General features: G+C 69.0%; 12 protein-coding genes and 1 riboswitch. Of the genes, 8 read left to right on the forward strand and 4 right to left on the reverse strand.

Features of this window, described 5'->3' with window-relative positions; genetic code table 11:
- Positions 1-3: 3 nt before the first annotated feature.
- From K0H49_RS04630 to thiC, 3 genes are all read right to left on the reverse strand, one after another.
- The gene (locus tag K0H49_RS04630) at positions 4-1,524 is read right to left on the reverse strand and encodes an efflux transporter outer membrane subunit (protein ID WP_219209952.1); all 1,521 of its coding nucleotides are present in this window, start codon (positions 1,522-1,524) and stop codon (positions 4-6) included.
- An 89-nt stretch (positions 1,525-1,613) separates the two neighbouring features.
- The gene (urtE, locus tag K0H49_RS04635; protein ID WP_219209953.1) at positions 1,614-2,306 is read right to left on the reverse strand and encodes an urea ABC transporter ATP-binding subunit UrtE; all 693 of its coding nucleotides are present in this window, start codon (positions 2,304-2,306) and stop codon (positions 1,614-1,616) included.
- Positions 2,307-2,951: 645 nt separating this feature from the next.
- Positions 2,952-4,829 (reverse strand): phosphomethylpyrimidine synthase ThiC, encoded by a 1,878-nt coding sequence (gene thiC / locus K0H49_RS04640; RefSeq protein WP_219209954.1) that lies wholly within the window; start codon positions 4,827-4,829, stop codon positions 2,952-2,954.
- Positions 4,830-4,911: 82 nt separating this feature from the next.
- Positions 4,912-5,020, reverse strand: a riboswitch (TPP riboswitch).
- 197 nt (positions 5,021-5,217) lie between these two features.
- Here thiC and K0H49_RS04645 point away from each other — a divergent pair.
- Together K0H49_RS04645 and K0H49_RS04650 are read left to right on the forward strand one after the other, a co-directional pair.
- The gene (locus K0H49_RS04645; protein WP_219209955.1) at positions 5,218-5,427 is read left to right on the forward strand and encodes a hypothetical protein; all 210 of its coding nucleotides are present in this window, start codon (positions 5,218-5,220) and stop codon (positions 5,425-5,427) included.
- A gap of 31 nt (positions 5,428-5,458) precedes the next feature.
- Positions 5,459-7,666: a phosphocholine-specific phospholipase C gene (locus K0H49_RS04650; RefSeq protein ID WP_219209956.1), complete on the forward strand. Its 2,208-nt coding sequence runs from the start codon at positions 5,459-5,461 to the stop codon at positions 7,664-7,666.
- Positions 7,667-7,727: 61 nt separating this feature from the next.
- Here the strand turns inward: K0H49_RS04650 and hisN are convergent, their stop codons facing one another.
- Complete coding sequence (hisN, locus tag K0H49_RS04655) at positions 7,728-8,534, reverse strand: histidinol-phosphatase (RefSeq protein ID WP_219209957.1); 807 nt, start codon at positions 8,532-8,534, stop codon at positions 7,728-7,730.
- 196 nt (positions 8,535-8,730) lie between these two features.
- Between hisN and K0H49_RS04660 the strand changes: the two genes are divergently transcribed.
- The 6 genes from K0H49_RS04660 to K0H49_RS04685 all read left to right on the forward strand — a co-directional run bounded on the left by K0H49_RS04660 (position 8,731) and on the right by K0H49_RS04685 (position 17,107).
- The gene (locus tag K0H49_RS04660; RefSeq protein WP_183027436.1) at positions 8,731-9,753 is read left to right on the forward strand and encodes an ABC transporter substrate-binding protein; all 1,023 of its coding nucleotides are present in this window, start codon (positions 8,731-8,733) and stop codon (positions 9,751-9,753) included.
- Positions 9,754-9,873: 120 nt separating this feature from the next.
- Entirely contained in the window at positions 9,874-11,961 is a 2,088-nt protein-coding gene (locus K0H49_RS30940; protein ID WP_219209958.1) for a LamG domain-containing protein, read from the forward strand.
- Between the two features lie 11 nt (positions 11,962-11,972).
- Positions 11,973-12,266, forward strand: coding sequence for a hypothetical protein (locus K0H49_RS04670; RefSeq protein ID WP_219209959.1), 294 nt, complete (start codon positions 11,973-11,975; stop codon positions 12,264-12,266).
- 17 nt (positions 12,267-12,283) lie between these two features.
- Positions 12,284-14,407 (forward strand): phosphocholine-specific phospholipase C, encoded by a 2,124-nt coding sequence (locus K0H49_RS04675; RefSeq protein ID WP_219209960.1) that lies wholly within the window; start codon positions 12,284-12,286, stop codon positions 14,405-14,407.
- A gap of 40 nt (positions 14,408-14,447) precedes the next feature.
- Complete coding sequence (locus K0H49_RS04680) at positions 14,448-15,455, forward strand: ABC transporter ATP-binding protein (RefSeq protein WP_219209961.1); 1,008 nt, start codon at positions 14,448-14,450, stop codon at positions 15,453-15,455.
- Positions 15,452-17,107: an ABC transporter permease subunit gene (locus K0H49_RS04685; RefSeq protein ID WP_219209962.1), complete on the forward strand. Its 1,656-nt coding sequence runs from the start codon at positions 15,452-15,454 to the stop codon at positions 17,105-17,107. Before K0H49_RS04680 ends, K0H49_RS04685 begins: the two co-directional genes overlap by 4 nt.
- Positions 17,108-17,123: the final 16 nt, after the last annotated feature.

Raw genomic sequence — 17,123 nt, forward strand, 5'->3', positions numbered from 1 at the left:
GCATCAGCTTCCGGAAGGCGGGGGCAGGTCGGTGGCGGCGCTCCAGCCGCCGCCCGTGGCCGCGATCAGCGAGACGCTGGCGGCCAGCTGGCGGCCGAGCACCTGCGCGGCGGTGCGCTGGTTGGTCAGCGAGAGCGTCTGCGCCGTCACGACGCTCAGGTAGGTGGCGGTGCCGGCGCGGTACTGGCTCAGTGCTAGCCGCTCGGCGAGCTGCGCGGCGCGCACGGCGTCGGCCTGCAAGGCGGATTCGCGGTCGAGCACGCGCAGCGTGGCGAGGTTGTCTTCCACCTGCTGGAAGCCCCCGAGCACGGTCTGCTTGTATTGCGCGACCGAGGCGTCGTAGGCGGCCACGGCCTGGTCGGTGTGCGCCTTGCGCAGGCCGCCGTCGAACACGGTCTGCGCCAGCACCGCGCCCAGCGACCAGACGCGGCTGGGCGTGTCGAACAGCGTGGCCAGGCTGGCCGCACTGAAGCCGCCGCTGGCGCTGAGCGTGATCTGCGGAAAGTACGCGGCCTTGGCCACGCCGATGTTGGCGTTGGCGGCCTGCACGCGGCGCTCGGCGCCGGCGATGTCGGGGCGGCGCTCCAGCAGTTGCGACGGCAGGCCGGTCGGCGTGACCGGCAGCTGGAGCTTGAGCGCGGCCGAAGAGGACAGCGTCTCGGCGGTCGGCGGCTGCGAGGTCGCGGCGAGCGGCGCCAGCGAGAACGACGCGGGCGCCTGCCCCGTGAGCACCGCGATCGCATGCTCGAGTTGCGCCCGCTGGGCTTCGAGGTCCACGGCCTGGGCCTGCGCGGTCTTGAGCTGGCTTTCGGCCAGCGCCACGTCGGAGCGCAGCACGGTGCCGGCGGCGTACTGGTGCTGCGTGAGCTCCAGCGCCTTGGCATAGGCCGCGGTGGTGCTGGCGTAGAGGTCGCGCTGCAGGTCGATCACGCGCACCTGCAGGTAGTCCTGCGCGAGCGTGGTCTGGATGCTCAGGCGCGCGCCCGCCAGGTCGTCGGCGCTGGCCTGCTCGCTGGCACTGCCCGCCTCGACCGAGCGGCGCACCGCACCCCAGAGGTCGGGCTCCCAGCTGGCGCCCAGGCCCAGGGTGTCGGTGGTGCCGAGCCGGACGGCGCCGGTGCTGTTGCTCTGCGCACGGGTGGCGCCGGCGTTGAGGCCCACGCTCGGGTAGAAGTTGGCACGCGCCGACGCGGTGATGGCCTGCGCCTGGCGGTACTGGGCCTCGGCCACGCGGAGGTTCTGGTTGGCCGCGTTGGCCCGCACGATCAGCGCGCCCAGCGTGGGGTCGCCGTAGGCGTCCCACCAGGGGTGGCTGGCGTCGATGGCCTGCGGGGCGGCGGCTTTCCAGGGGCCGCCGCTTTCCTTGTAGGCGAGCGGCAGGTCCAGCTGCGGGCGGACGTAGTCGGGACCGACCGCGCAGCCCGCGAGCAGCAGTGTCGCCAGCGCGAGCAGGCTCAGCGCGGGAGGTGGAAAACGGAGAAGGCGCGCCGGTCGTGGCGCGCGTGCGGCATCGGATGCGTCCATGGTGGATGCACTCTAGGCACCCGGCACAGACCGCACGCTGTCGGATTTATGACGGTTCTGTCAGTTTCGCCGCGCCCGGCCGCAGGGGATCAGATGGCGACCAGCTGGCGCACGCCGTCGGCTTCCATGTCCTTGCCCAGCCCGCGCGCGATCACCTCACCGCGCTCCATCACCAGGTAGTCGTCGGCCAGTTCCTGCGCGAAGTCGTAGTACTGCTCGCACAGCACGATCGCCATGTCGCCGCGGTCGGCCAGCATGCGGATCACGCGGCCGATGTCCTTGATGATCGAGGGCTGGATGCCCTCGGTGGGCTCGTCGAGGATCAGCAGCTTGGGTTTCGGTGCCAGGGCGCGCGCGATGGCGAGCTGCTGCTGCTGGCCGCCGGACAGGTCGCCGCCTCGGCGGTGGATCATCTGCTTGAGCACGGGGAAGAGCTCGAACAGCTCGGCCGGGATCGGGGTGCTGCCGCTCTTGTAGGCCAGGCCCATGCGCAGGTTCTCCTCGACTGTGAGGCGCGCGAAGATCTCCCGTCCCTGGGGGACGAAGCCCATGCCGGCCCGGGCCCTGTCGTAAGGCGTCTTCTTCTGGATCGGCTGGCCGTCGAACTCGATGCTGCCGCTCTTGATGGGGACCAGGCCCATCAGCGATTTCAGCAGCGTGGTCTTGCCGACGCCGTTGCGGCCCAGCAGGACGGTGACCTTGCCGAGCCTGGCTTCGAAGCTGAGGTCGCGGAGGATGTGGGAGCCGCCGTAGTACTGGTGGATGTTCTTGACTGTCAGCATGGTCGGTCGTCCGTTAGCTTCTTTGGAAGGGGGAGCCGGGTCTCGCCCCGGCAGGCGACCTACTTTTCTTTGCTTCGCCAAAGAAACGTAGGCAAAAGAAAGGCGACCCTGCTGTCTGCGACCCTCCGCTTCGCTCCGGGCAACCTGCGGTGCTCGCGGTTCGCGGGGTCTCGCTCGAACTCGCTTCGCTCAGACAATCGCGAGCCCTGATCCGCGAACCGCTGCGCTCCTCGGCGCAGCCAGAAGGGATTTGGAAACGGGAACCGAACGGGCCATCGCTTCGCTCGGCCAGAAGAAGAGAAATACCAACAACCTGCCCGCAGATTCTCAGCACCACAGGCGCTTCGCGCCTGTGGTGCGTTGGAGGCCGAGCGAAGCAAAGGCCCGGATGCTCTTCAAGCCCCTCTGGATGCGCTGAGGAGCGCAGCGTTTCGCGGATCAGGGCTCGCAGTTGTTTGAGCGAAGCGAGTTCTGCGAGACCCCGCGAAACGTGAGCACCGCAGGGTGCCCTGGAGCGAAGCGGAAGGGTCGCAGACGGTGGGGTCGCCTTTCTTTTGCTTACTTTTCTTTGGCGAAGCAAAGAAAAGTGAGTCGCCCGCCGGGGCGAGTCCCGGCCCCTGCCTCCAACAAAGCACAACGCCGAAATCAGCCCACCGAACGAATCGGTATGTAGATCTCCCCCCCTCCAGCAGCAAACTCCTCCGACTTCTCCAACATCCCATCACTCAAAGCCTGCGCCTCAGCAACCCCTTTCGCAGCCGCGTACTCCCTCACCTCCTGCGTAATCTTCATCGAACAAAACTTCGGCCCGCACATCGAACAGAAGTGCGCCACCTTGCTCGAATCCTTCGGCAGCGTCTCGTCATGGAACTCACGCGCCGTGTCCGGGTCGAGCCCGAGGTTGAACTGGTCCTGCCAGCGGAACTCGAAGCGCGCCTTGCTCAGCGCATCGTCGCGCGAGCGCGCCCCCGGATGCCCCTTGGCCACATCGGCCGCATGCGCCGCGATCTTGTACGCGATGATCCCCTGCTTCACGTCGTCGCGGTCCGGCAGGCCCAGGTGCTCCTTGGGCGTTACGTAGCAGAGCATCGCCGTCCCCGCCCAGCCGATCATGGCCGCGCCGATGGCGCTCGAGATGTGGTCATACCCGGGCGCGATGTCGATGGTCAGCGGGCCCAGCGTGTAGAAGGGCGCTTCGTGGCAGTGCTTGAGCTGCTCGTCCATGTTGGCCTGGATCATGTGCATCGGCACATGGCCCGGGCCTTCGATCATGGTCTGCACGTCGTGCTTCCAGGCCACCTGCGTGAGCTCGCCCAAAGTGCGCAGCTCGGCGAACTGCGCCTCGTCGTTGGCGTCGGCGCCCGAGCCCGGCCGCAGGCCGTCGCCCAGCGAGAAGCTCACGTCGTAGGCCTTCATGATGTCGCAGATGTCCTCGAAGTGCTCGTACAGGAAGCTCTCCTTGTGGTGCGCGATGCACCACTTGGCCATGATCGAGCCGCCGCGCGAGACGATGCCGGTCATGCGGTCGGCCGTGAGGTGGATGAAGGGTAGGCGCACGCCCGCATGGATGGTGAAGTAGTCGATGCCCTGCTCGGCCTGCTCGATCAGCGTGTCGCGGAAGATCGCCCAGGTCAGGTCCTCGGCCACGCCGCCCACCTTCTCCAGCGCCTGGTAGATCGGCACGGTGCCGATGGGCACGGGGCTGTTGCGCACGATCCAGTCGCGCGTGGTGTGGATGTTCTTGCCGGTCGACAGGTCCATCACGTTGTCGGCGCCCCAGCGGATCGCCCACACCAGCTTTTCCACCTCTTCCTCGATGCTCGAGGTCACGGCCGAGTTGCCGATGTTGGCGTTGATCTTGACCTTGAAGTTGCGCCCGATGGCCATCGGCTCGACCTCGGGGTGGTTGATGTTCGCGGGAATGATCGCGCGGCCACGTGCCACCTCGTCGCGCACGAACTCGGGCGTGATGATCTTCGGGATGCGCGCGCCCATCGGGTTGCCCATCACGCGCTTGGCGCGCTCCTCGTGGGCCAGGTACTCGGCCATCCATTCGCGCTTGCCGTTCTCGCGCAGCGCCACGTACTCCATCTCGGGCGTGACGATGCCGCGGCGCGCGTAGTGCATCTGCGTCACGTTGGCGCCGCTCCTGGCGCGCCGCGGTGCGCGCTGCAGCGCGGCCGCGTCGGCACGCAGTTGCGCGATGCGCTCGCTCTCTTCGCTCTTGCCGCCATCGTCGAGCGCCACGCGCACGCGGCCCTCGTAGCCTTCGGTGTCGCCGCGCTCGGCGATCCAGGCGCCGCGCAGGTCGGGCAGGCCACGGCGCACATCGATGTCGACCGTGGCGTCGGTGTACGGACCCGAGGTGTCGTAGAGCGACACGCATTCGCCGTTGCTCAGCGCGACGTCGCGCACCGGCACGCGCAGGTCGGGCCGGCTGCCGGTGATGAAGGTCTTGGTCGAGGCGGGGAAGGGCTCGCGTGTGAGCGTGAGCAGCGAGGCGAAGTTGTCGATGGCGTTCATGGGGCACTCCTGGTTTGAATGGGTGCTCCGCAATCGCTCGACGGACCCACGGCCCCATCGAGAAAAAAGGGGACCTGTGGACCAGGGGAACTGCAGCTCTTCTTACGCCGGTACTAACCGGTTCAAGTTCGCGGGATCAGCGATAGGTATCGCCATCTCAGCACGTTGCACGTGCGCCCCGGAGCGGGATGGATTCTAGGAGCGCATCGCCGCGACCGCAATGGCTTCGATGCATTTGACCCAGCGCGCGATGACATCGTGGTGTCAATCGCCTGTCACGAACGGGGCAGAAGATTGCGGCGCAAATGGTAGTTGTGGATTTTGTTGCAACTCCATGGATGCGCCTCAACGCCCGGTTCCCCATTCCTTCAATTTCAGGAAACCCTCGATGACCTCCACGCCCTCTTTCCTGCGTGCCCCCGCCCAGCGGCTGGCGGCCGCTGCCGCGATCGTGCTGCTGACCGGCGTGCTCGCCGCCTGCGGTGGCGGCAGCGGTGGCAGCACGCCGACACCGCCCACCACGACCCCGACCACGCCGACCGACCCCGGCACGCCGACGGACCCCACCGTCAAGCCCGAGATGCGCTGCGCGCCCTGAACCCCTCGTCCAGAAAACAAGGCACAACACCATGGCCTCACGCCGCAACTTCCTGCGCAGCACCGCCACCACCGGCATGGCCGCCGCCACGCTGGCCGCCTTCCCGCCCAGCATCCGCCGCGCGCTCGCCATCGAGGCGAACAACACGACCGGCACCATCATGGACGTCGAGCACGTCGTGATTCTGATGCAGGAGAACCGCTCCTTCGACCATTACTTCGGCACCCTGAAAGGCGTGCGAGGCTTCGGTGATCGATTCACCATTCCGCTGCCCAACGGGCGTACGGTGTGGGATCAGGAATACCTGGCCGGCCAGATCGTGACACCGTATTACCTTGACAGCTCCAAAGGCAATGCGCTGCGCGTCAAGGGCACGCCACACGACTGGAACGACGGCCAGAACGCCTGGGACGGCGGTCGCTTGAGCCAGTGGCCGACCTATAAGAAGACCTCGAAAGATCCTTTCACCCAATCGATGGGCTACTACAAGGAAGCGGAGTTGCCGTTCCAGTTCGCCCTGACCAATGCGTTCACCGTATGCGATGCCTACCACTGTGCAATGCACACCGGCACCAATTCCAACCGGACCTTCCTGTGGACGGGCACCAACGGCCCAACCGGCGCCAACGTCGCCATGGTCACCAACGAATGGGACGACATCGGCCCCTCGACCAGCGGCTACGACTGGACCACCTATCCCGAGCGCCTCGAGAAGGCCGGCGTGAGCTGGATCGTCTACCAGAACATGCCGTCGAACTACACCGACAACTCGCTGGTGGGCTTCAAGCAGTACCGGCGTGCGAACGAGGCTTCCGGCAAGCCCGTGAGCCACGACGGCAACGTCGTTTCACCCGCCTATGACCCAGCGACCGACAACGTCGGCAATCCACTCTACAAGGGCATCGCCAACACGATGCCGGACGGCGGCTTTCTCGGCACTTTCAAGCAGGACATCCTGAACCGAAAGCTGCCGAACGTCAGCTGGATCGTCGCCCCGTCGACCTACTCCGAGCACCCGAGCCCGTCCAGCCCCGTGCAAGGTGCCTGGTACATCCAGGAAGTCCTGGACGCCCTCACCGCCGTGCCCGAGGTCTGGAGCAAGACGGTGCTGATCGTCAACTTCGACGAGAACGACGGTTTCTTCGACCACATTCCCTCTCCCGCCGCACCGTCGAAAGACGCCAGCGGCAAGGCTGCCGGCAAAAGCACGCTGAGCGATGCCGACATGGCCTTCGAGTACTTCAACCATCCCGCGCCTCCCGGAACGGTCGACCAGGACACGCCAGACGGCCGCGTGTACGGCCCCGGAATGCGGGTGCCGATGTACGTCATCTCGCCCTGGAGCCGCGGCGGCTGGGTCAATTCGCAAGCGTTCGACCATACCTCCGTGCTGCGCTTCCTGGAGGCCCGTTTCGGCGTCAAGGAGACGAACATCAGTCCATTCCGGCGCGCGGTGTGCGGCGATCTCACCAGTGCTTTCAACTTTGCAACGCCGAACTCCGAAGTACTGCCCACGCTCGCCGGCCGCAAGACCCGGAGCGATGCCGACACGTTGCGCGCAGCCCAGGATGCATTGACACAGGTGGCGTTGCCCGGCACGGCCGTGCGACCGACGCAGGCCACCGGCACCCGCCCCTCGCGCGCCCTGCCCTACGAACTGCACGTGAGCGCTCGCGCCGATGCGCTGAGCGGCAACGCACGCCTGCTGTTTGCCAACACCGGCAAGGCCGGTGCGGTGTTCCATGTCTACGACCAGAAGCACCTCGACCGGCTGCCGCGTCGCTACATGGTGGAGGCCGGCAAGACGCTGGACGACGCCTGGAGCACGGCGGGCGACGACGGCCTCTACGACCTCTGGGTGCTGGGCCCCAACGGCTTCCATCGCCACTTCAAGGGCGACCTGAAGCAGCTGCGCGACAGCAAGGCGGCCATCCCCGAAGTGCGCGTCTGCTACGACATCGCCAACGGCAACGTCTACCTGAGCATGAACAACACGGGTTCGAAGGCGGTGAAGTTCAGCCTCCAGGCCAAGGCCTACCGCGAGGACGGCCCCTGGACCGCGACCGTGGCCGGCGGCGCCACGGTCGAGCAGCACTGGGAACTGGCCGGCAGCGGGCGCTGGTACGACTTCGCCGTGACCTGCGATGCCGACCCGGCCTACTACCGGCGCTTCGCGGGCCGCGTGGAAACCGGCCAGCATTCGGTGAGCGACCCGGCGATGGGCTCGACCAGCCTCTGATCGCCACGCGCTGAAGACGAAAAAGAAAAGACGGCCCGCCCAGCGCGGGCCGTTGCCGTTTTCAGGCGCCGATGTCGGGCACGCCAGCCAGCAGTGCCAGCGCCTGCGCATGCAGCGCCGGTGTGGCGGCCGCCAGCACGCGGCCGTTCGAGCCGATGTGCAGCGCACGCCCGCGCCAGTCGGTGATCACGCCGCCCGCGCCTTCCACCACGCCGACCAGCGCCATGTAGTCGTAGGGCTGCAGCTGGCATTCGGCCACCAGGTCGACGTGGCCGCCCGCGAGCTGCGCATAGCCGTAGCAGTCGCCGCCGAAGCGGCGCATCGCGCAGGCTTTGCTGAGCGCGTCGTAGGCCGCCCATTCATCGGCCGCGAAGGCATCGGGCGAGGTCGTGACGATGCGCGCCTGCGCCAGCGTGGTGCAGCCGCTGGCATGCACCGCGCGCCCGTTGCAGCGGGCACCGCGGCCGGCCTGGCCGACCCAGCGTTCGCCCAGCACCGGCATGTCGATCATTCCCATCTCGACACGCCCCTGGTGCACCAATGCGATCAGCGTGCCCCACAGCGGCGAGCCGGTGATGAAGCTCTTGGTGCCGTCGATGGGGTCGAGCACCCAGACGTGATCGGCCTCGATGCGCACGCGGCCGTGCTCTTCGCCCAGGATGCCGTGCGTGGGCACCTCGACCTCGAGCAGCGCGCGCATCGCCGCCTCGGCCGCGCGGTCGGCCTGCGTGACCGGGCTGGCATCGGCCTTGAGGTCGACCTCCAGGGCGGTACGGAACGTGCGTAGCGAATGCGCCGCCGCCAGGTCGGCCAGCTGGCCGGCCAGCGACAGGAGATCGATCGGGAAATGAGAAGGCTTGGAGGACATGAAAAGGGCCTGGGCAGAACCCAAAAGGTTGTCAAGGAGTTGTCATACGCATCGATCAATATCGTGGCATGAATGGTGCTTGTGGATATTGTTGCAAATTACCAGTAATCGCACAAACGCAATTATTCGCCCAATCTTGGTGAAGCACCCCGATCCGTTCCGCCCCATTTCCGATCACTGCACTCTGGAGTCCTCCATGTCCACCATCGCTTCCTTCGCTTCCCGCTTCCGCACCACCGCCGTGCTCGCCGCCGCCCTGCTGGCCGCCGCCGCGCACGCCGGCACCATCACCGTCTACTCGGCGCTCGAGGAAGACGAGATCAAGGACTATGTCGCGGCCGCCAAGAAGGACATGCCCGATGTCGACGTGAAGGTGCTGCGCCTGTCGACCGGCGACCTGGGTGCGCGCATCCTGGCCGAGTCGGCCAACCCGCAGCACGACGTGATCTGGGGCTGGGCGCTGACCAACATGCTCGACCCGCGCATCACCGCGCTGCTCGAGCCCTATGCGGCCAAGGGCAGCGAGAAGCTGGCGCCCGCCAACAAGGCGGCCGACGGCAAGTGGTTCACCACCACCGGCTACGTGGGCGCCTTCTGCGTCAACACCGAAGTGCTCAAGGCCAAGAACCTGCCCATGCCCACCAGCTGGAAGGACCTGAGCAACCCGGTCTACAAGGGCGAGGTCGTGATGCCCAACCCGGTGTCCTCGGGCACCGGCTACCTGCAGATCGCGGCGCTGCTGCAGTCCAAGGGCAGCGACGAAGGCTGGAAGTTCCTCAAGACGCTCGACGGCAACGTGGCGCAGTACATCAAGTCGGGTTCGCGCCCGTGCAAGGCCGCGCGTGCCGGCGAGTTCGCCATCGGCACCTCGTTGGCCTTCGCCGCCATGCAGTCGGTCGAGGAAGGCTACCCGGTGAAGATGGTGATCCCGAGTGACGGCGCGGGCTACGAACTCGAGGCCTCGGGCCTGATGGCCAAGGCCCGCAACAAGGCCGACGCGCAGCGCTTCCTCGACTGGACGCTGTCGCCCGGCGCCACCGCGCTCTACACCAAGTACAAGGAAATGGTCACGATCCCGGGCGCGCCGCAATCCAAGGCCGCCAAGGCCGCGGGCCTGCCGGCCGACCTGAGCACCGTGCTCTACAAGATGGACTTCGCGCAATCGGCCAAGGACCGCGACGCGATCCTCTCGGCCTGGACCAAGAACATCGGCCGCTGAGCGGCCACCGCGGCGGTCGCCGGGTGCGACCGCCTTCTTTTCCCTTTTCCTGATTCCCCGGCGCACGCGGCACCGAGCCGCCGGCGCGCCTGTCCTTCCTGTCGTCGACGGAGCCTTCCCGTGAGAGAACAACATCCAACCCACGCCCGCCTGGGCCGCGCCGCCATCGGCCTGAGCCTGGCCGTCCTGCTGGCCGCCTGCGGCGGCGGCAGCGGTGGCAACACGAGCACGCCGGAGCAGCCGCCCACGCCGCCCGTGACGCCGGTCGATCCTCCTGCACCGCCCCCCACGCCCTCGACGGTCAGCAAGGCATTGCTGATCGGCGTCGACGGCGTGCAGTACGAAGCCCTGCAACAGGCGCTGGGCGCGACGCGCATGCCCGCGCTGCAGGGCCTGGGCACGCTGCTGCCGGCCTACACCGGCGGCGTACTGGGCAGCGCCACGCAGCAGCAGGCGACCGCCGGACCGGGCTGGGCCACGCTGCTGACCGGCACCTGGGCCGACCGCCACGAGATCCGCTCCAACTACGAAGGCCAGGCCTTCAGCGCCGACACGGTGTTCAAGCAGCTCAAGTCCGTGCAGGCCGGCGCGCGCACCGCCACCATCGCCAGCTGGGGCGGCCTGCCGCAGCTGCTGCGCGCCGACCGCGCGGCGGGCTACCTCGACATGGCCAAGGATTGCGCCGGCGACGACGCCTGCGTGGGCAGCGAGACCTCGGCCGCCATCGCCTCCGGCGATTACGCATTGGTGGTCGCCGACTTCCAGGGTCCGGCCCAGGTCGCCGACGTGGCCGGCTACGGCAGCGACTACCAGAACGCCCTGGCCACGCTGGACCGCCGCCTGGCCGCCGTGCGCACCACGCTGGCCAGCCGCCGCCAGGCGCACCCCGAGGAAGACTGGCTGGTGATCGTCGCGGGCACCCATGGCCTGGGCGCCACCGGCGTCGCCGACGGCATTCCGATGCCGTCGAACCTCGCCACCTTCGTGGCGCTCGACCGTCCCGCCAACCTCGCGGTCACCGCGCCCCCCACGCTGCCGACGGCGATCGCGCCGTGGTACGCCTATGCGGCCCCGACCGACATCGCGCCCACGCTGCTGACCCACCTGTCGGCCCGCCCCGCCGCCAACGCCTACGCCATCGACGGCAGCCCGCTGGTCGGCCCGTCGGCGGTACGGCAGCTCCAGGCCGCGACCAACGAGGCCCGCAGTGGCGTGGTGCTGGGCTGGACCCTGCCGACGCCGCCGGCCGCGCTCACGGTGCTGCGCGACGGCGAAGTGCTGGCCACCCTTCCCGCCGACGCGACCGGCTACGAGGACACGGCGATGAAGCCTGCGGCCAGCGGCTTCTACACCTACAACTACACGGTAGTGGCGGGCAGCGTGCCCACCTCGCTGCGCGCCACGCTGGACTACAAGAAGCCGGAGCCGCCGATCGAGCTGCTCGCCAGCCTGCGCGACGGCCTCACGCACCTGTTCGCGCTGCAGGGCGCGCTGGCCGACCGCATCGACGCCGGCACGGTCTTCACGCCCTGGGTCACGGCTGCCGCGCCGGTCTACACCGCCGCCGGCGATGCGCCCTTCAAGGGCACGGGCCGCGCGCTGGCCTCGACCAACTACGCCGGGCCCACGGTCTGCGCGTCCTGCGACGGCGGCCTGCGCATCCCGACCGCGAAGGTCACCAGCACCAGCACCTCCTTCAGCTTCGGCTTCTGGTTCCGCTCCGACGCCACGCGCTCGGGCATGCCGATCGTGTCGAACAAGAACTGGGGCAGCGGCGTCAACCCCGGCATCGCGCTGGGGCAGTACGGCAGCGCCATCCGCTTCAACATCGGCAAGGGCGGCACGCGCCTGGGCGACAAGGACCTCAATTTCAGCGCCAACACCTGGGTCTACGCCGCGATGACGGTCGACATCCCGGCCCTCAAAGCGACCTACTACGTGTTCGATCCGGTGCTCGGCATGCAGAGCAGTTCGGGCACGCTGACGGCGGACTACGTGGCGGCACTGAACGGCCTCAACAACGGCTTCTCGCTGAACGAGGACGGCGACGGCGGCTACGGCCCGGGCTACCGCAACGGCAACGCCAGCAACACCATCGGCGGCCGCTTCGACTACAGCGAGTTCGGCAGCTGGAACCGCGCGCTGACCCTGGCCGAGATCACCTCGATCGCGCGCTCGGGCAAGTCGATCACCACGCTGCTGCCATGACGGAGGCCCGCATGCAGACGCTTGGCACCGCCCCGGCTTCGCGCCCCGCCGCCTGGCGGTGGCTCTCGACCGCGGCGCTCGCCTGCGCGCTGGCCGCCTGCGGCGGTGGCAGCGGCGGCGCCGCTCCCGCCGACCCGGCCACGGGCGACGGCAACCCGGGCGGCGACACGCCCACGGTGGTGGTCACGCCCAACGACCCGGCCACCGCCGGCCCGCCTGCCGACGCACTGACGCCGCCGGGCGAAACGCCGCAAGACCCTTCCACCCCGCCCCGGCGCCCTGCATCGGTGCGCTGCGCGCCCTGAGTTCCCGAGATCCGTCCATGAAGAAGAACGACGACCATTCCCCAAGCCGCCGCGGCTTCCTGCGCGCCGCCACCGGCACGGCCGGTGCCGCCGCCGCGCTGGGCCTACTGCCGCCCAGCATACGCCGCGCGCTGGCCATCCCGGCCGCGCAGGACACCGGCACGATCAACGATGTACAGCACGTGGTGATCCTGATGCAGGAGAACCGCTCCTTCGACCACTACTTCGGCACGCTGCGCGGCGTGCGCGGCTTCGGCGACCGCTTCCCGGTGCCGCTGGCCAACGGCCAGCCGGTCTGGAACCAGCCGGCCACCAGCGGCAGCGCGACCTGCCTGCCCTTCCACTACGACACCACCCGCACCAGCGCGCAGCGCACCACCGGCATGGCCCACAGCTGGGCCGACGGCCAGCAGGCCTGGAACGGCGGGCGCATGAACCAGTGGGTGGCGGCCAAGACGGCGCGCGCGCTGGGCCACTACAAGGAAAGCGACATGCCTTTCCAGTTCGCGCTGGCCAACGCCTTCACGGTGTGCGATGCCTACCACTGCAGCGAACTCACGGGCACCAACTCGAACCGGCTGTTCCTCTGGACCGGCACCAACGACCCGCTGGGCCAGGGTGGCGGCCCGGCCATCGACAACACCAACGACGACCTCGCCAACGCGCCGGGCTACAGCTGGACCACCTACCCCGAGCGGCTGGAGGCCGCGGGCATCCGCTGGCAGGTCTACCAGGACATGGCGGACAACTACACCGACAACCCGCTTGAAGGCTTCACCAACTACCGCAACGCCTACTACACGGCCACGCCGAACGCGGCCCAGGCCTCGCTCAAGGCCCGCGCGCTGTCGACCCGCTCGCTGGACGACCTGCGCGCCGATGTGACGGGCGGCACGCTGCCGCAGGTCAGCTGGATCGTGGCGCCGGCCAAGTACTCCGAACACCCCGGACCCTCGTCGCCGCTGTGGGGCGCCGAGTACACCTCGCGCGTGCTGGACGCGCTCACCGCCGACCCGGCGGTCTGGAGCAAGACCGTGCTGTTCGTCATGTTCGACGAGAACGACGGCTACTTCGACCACATGCCGCCGCCCGCCATCCCCTCGCTCAACGACGACGGTACGCCGGCCGGCCAGAGCACGGTGTCGACGCTCGGCGAGCGCAACGACCTCAAGGCGCCCTACCGCGGCTCGCCCTACGGCATGGGCTGGCGCGTGCCGATGTACGTGGTGTCGCCCTGGAGCCGCGGCGGCTGGGTCGACTCCCAGGTCGCCGACCACACCTCGGTGATCCGCTTCCTCGAAGTCCGCTTCGGCGTGGTCGAGCCCAACATCAGCGCCTGGCGCCGTGCGGTCAGCAGCGACCTGCTCTCCTGCTTCAACTTCGCCACCCCCAACGCCACGCTGCCCGAGCTGCCGGTGATCACCAGCGCCGCGGCGGACGCGGCCATTGCGCAACAACTGACCTATCCGACGCCGTCGGCGCCCGCCCCGGGCACCGGCAGCCTGCCACTGCAAGCCAGCGGCGTGCGCTACTCGCGCGCCCTGCCCTACGAACTGCACACCAGCGGCCGGCCCGACGTGGCGCGCCAGCAGTTCTGGCTGGTGTTCAGCAACACCGGCAAGGCGGGCGCGGTGTTCCATGTCTACAACCACCTCGCGCTCAACGCGGTGCCGCGCCGCTACACGGTCGAGGCCGGCAAGATGCTCAACGACAGCTGGGCGGTGGCCAGGGACGGCGGCTACGACCTGTCGGTGTTCGGCCCCAACGGCTTCTTCCGGCGCTTCCGCGGCAAGCTGCCGGCCACGCTGGCCGGCGGCGCGGGCCTGCCCGAGACCCGCGTCTGCTACGACACGGCCAACGGCGAGGTCTACCTCGAACTGCAGAACCTCGGCAACATCGCCTGCACCGTGCGCATCGCCCCCGCGGCCTACCGCACCGACGGCCCCTGGACCTTCACGCTGGCGCCGGGCCAGGTCGTGCAGCAGCGCTGGGACCTGAGCTACAGCCGGCAGTGGTACGACTTCGTCGTGAGCGCCAACGCCGACGACGGCGACGTCTACCTGCGCCGCTTCGCCGGCCGGGTGGAGACGGGCGCGGACGGCATCAGCGACCCCGCGATGGGGCTGCTCGCACCGGCCTGAGGCGCACCGCCGCAATCGAAGAACAAGGAACAGAAACGACATGGCACTGCAGATCAGGAACCTCCACAAGAGCTTCGGCGGCCAGCCCGCACTGGAGCGCATCGAACTCGACGTGGGGGGCGCCGAATTCGTCTGCCTGCTGGGCCCGAGCGGCTGCGGCAAGACCACGCTGCTGCGCATCATCGCGGGCCTGATGGCCGCCGACGGCGGCAGCGTGTCGCTCAACGGCCGCGACCTGGCGCAGATGCCGGCGCGCGAGCGCGGCTTCGGCATCGTGTTCCAGTCCTATTCGCTGTTCCCGCACATGACGGTGGCGCAGAACGTGGGCTACGGCCTGCGCATCCGCGGCGAAGGTGCCGCCACCATCGACCAGCGCGTGGCCGTGCTGCTCGACATGGTCAAGCTGCCGGGCTTCGGCACGCGCTTTCCGGGCCAGCTCTCGGGCGGCCAGCAGCAGCGCGTGGCGATCGCGCGCGCGCTGGCCGTGAACCCCTCGCTGCTGCTGCTCGACGAGCCGCTGTCGGCGCTCGACGCGCGGGTGCGCGCCGACCTGCGCGGCGAGCTGCGCGAAGTGCAGCGCAGCCTGGGCATCCCGACGCTGATGGTCACGCACGACCAGGAAGAAGCCATGTCGATGGCCGACACCATCGTCTGCATGAACCACGGCCACATCGAACAGCAGGGCGCGCCTCAGGACCTGTACCTGCGCCCGCGCACCCGCTTCGTGGCCGACTTCATGGGTCACAGCAACCTGCTGCCGCCCGCGCTCGCGCGCCAGTGGGTGCCCGCGCTGCCGCCGCTGCCCGCGGGCCTCGCCGAGGCCGAGGCACTGCTGTGCGTTCGGCCCGAGCGCATCCGGCTCGGCGCCGCGTCGGCAGCGGTGGGCCAGGTCACAGACATCTCCTTCCTGGGCAGCATCCAGCGCGTGCGGCTGCGCTGGAACGACCATGAGCTGCTGGCCGAGACCTCGAGCGCCGTGCCGCTGCAGCCGGGCCAGAGCGTCTTCCTCGCGGTCGGCGCCGACGACTGCAGCTGGGTGCGCGCATGACGCCCTCGCTGCCCCTGCACGTCGCCGACCGCTGGCTGCTGCGCGCCTGCCTGTGGCTGCCGCTGGCCGGGCTGCTGCTGTTCTTCGGCCTGCCGATGCTGGCCATCGCCTGGCGCAGCCTGGTGCAGGACGGCGCGGGCGGGGGCATCGGGCTGGGCAACTACGCGGCGCTGTGGGACGCGCCAGGCGTCTGGCGCGCGCTGGGCAACAGCCTGCTGCTGGGCGGCGCGACCACGGTGGTCACGCTGCTGCTGGCCTTCGTCGTGGCCTTCGGCATCGAGCGCACCTGCATGCCCGGGCGCAACTTCACCGCCATCGGCATGTCGCTGCCGGTGCTCGCGCCCTCGCTGGTGCTGGGCCTGGGCCTGATCTTCCTGCTGGGGCGCAACGGCGTGGTCGGCAAGGCCTTCGGCGTGCGGCCCGAGATCTACGGCTTCTGGGGCCTGCTGATCGCCGACGTGCTCTACGCACTGCCGCAGGCGGTGCTGATCCTGCGCACTGCGCTGCGCCACGGTGACGCGCGCCAGTACGACGCGGCCGAGGTGCTGGGCGCCACGCCCTGGCGACAGTTCGTCGACATCACGCTGCCGGGGGTGCGCTACGGCGTGCTGAGCGCAGGCTTCGTGGTGTTCACGCTGACCATCACCGACTTCGGCAACGCGGTGGTGATCGGCGGCAACTTCCAGGTGCTGGCCACCGAGATCTACAACCAAGTCAGCGGCCAGATGAAGTTCGGCATGGGCGCGGTGATCGGCATCGTGCTGCTGGTGCCGGCCGCGCTGTCGGTGGCCATCGAGCACCTGGCGGCGCAGCGCCAGGCCGGCCTGGGCGCCGAATCGGCCCAGCCGCCGGTCCCCAAGCCCCGGCCGGCGCGCGACGGCGCCTTCTTCGCGGCTTCGCTGCTGATCGTGGGCGCGATCTACGCGGTGGTGCTGACGGTGGTGGTGGCGAGCTTCATCCGGCTCTGGCCCTACCGGCTCGACCTCACGCTCAAGCACTACGACATCCAGATCGCGGGCGGCTACGCACCGCTGTGGACCTCGATCCTGGTCTCGCTGATCGCCGCGGTGGTGGGCACGCTGCTGCTGTTCCTGCTGGCCTTCGGCGTGCAGCGGCTGCCCGGGCGCACCGCCAACGCGGCGCGGCTGCTGAGCGCGCTGCCGGTGGCCGTGCCCGGCCTGGTGCTGGGCCTGGCCTACGTCTTCACCTTCAATTCGGCCGCCATGCCCTGGGGCCTGCTCTACGGCAGCGCGGTGCTGCTGGCGATGTGCAACTACTACCACCACCACACGCAGGGATTTGTGAGCATGATGACGGGCATGCGCACCGTCCCCGTCGCCCTCGAAGACGCCACCACGGTGCTGGGCGGCGGCGTGGCGCGCGTGCTGGCCGACGTCTACTGGCCCGCGCTGCGTACCACGCTGCTGGCCATTGCGGTGTTCCTGTTCATGCGCTCGATGGTCACGCTGTCGGCCGTGATCTTCCTGATCACGCCCTCGCTCACGCTGAGCGCGGTCACGGTGATGCGGCTCGACGAGGCCGGCTTCACTTCCCAGGCCGCGGCCTTCTCCACCTGCATCATGGCGGTGGTCGGCGCGATGGCGCTGCTGCTGCACCTGATCACGCGCCGCCCCGTGCCGGCCGCCCACTGAAACCCGTACCGTTTTG

Origin of the sequence: Variovorax boronicumulans, from assembly GCF_019352895.1 — a bacterium.
In the GTDB taxonomy this organism is placed as follows: domain Bacteria; phylum Pseudomonadota; class Gammaproteobacteria; order Burkholderiales; family Burkholderiaceae_C; genus Variovorax; species Variovorax boronicumulans_A.

Coding starts and splice junctions, on each gene's coding strand:
- K0H49_RS04630 (WP_219209952.1), bottom strand. CDS start 1,524: ATGGACGCATCCGATGCCGCACGCGCGCCACGACCGGCGCGCCTTCTC.
- urtE (WP_219209953.1), bottom strand. CDS start 2,306: ATGCTGACAGTCAAGAACATCCACCAGTACTACGGCGGCTCCCACATC.
- thiC (WP_219209954.1), bottom strand. CDS start 4,829: ATGAACGCCATCGACAACTTCGCCTCGCTGCTCACGCTCACACGCGAG.
- K0H49_RS04645 (WP_219209955.1), top strand. CDS start 5,218: ATGACCTCCACGCCCTCTTTCCTGCGTGCCCCCGCCCAGCGGCTGGCG.
- K0H49_RS04650 (WP_219209956.1), top strand. CDS start 5,459: ATGGCCTCACGCCGCAACTTCCTGCGCAGCACCGCCACCACCGGCATG.
- hisN (WP_219209957.1), bottom strand. CDS start 8,534: ATGTCCTCCAAGCCTTCTCATTTCCCGATCGATCTCCTGTCGCTGGCC.
- K0H49_RS04660 (WP_183027436.1), top strand. CDS start 8,731: ATGTCCACCATCGCTTCCTTCGCTTCCCGCTTCCGCACCACCGCCGTG.
- K0H49_RS04670 (WP_219209959.1), top strand. CDS start 11,973: ATGCAGACGCTTGGCACCGCCCCGGCTTCGCGCCCCGCCGCCTGGCGG.
- K0H49_RS04675 (WP_219209960.1), top strand. CDS start 12,284: ATGAAGAAGAACGACGACCATTCCCCAAGCCGCCGCGGCTTCCTGCGC.
- K0H49_RS04680 (WP_219209961.1), top strand. CDS start 14,448: ATGGCACTGCAGATCAGGAACCTCCACAAGAGCTTCGGCGGCCAGCCC.
- K0H49_RS04685 (WP_219209962.1), top strand. CDS start 15,452: ATGACGCCCTCGCTGCCCCTGCACGTCGCCGACCGCTGGCTGCTGCGC.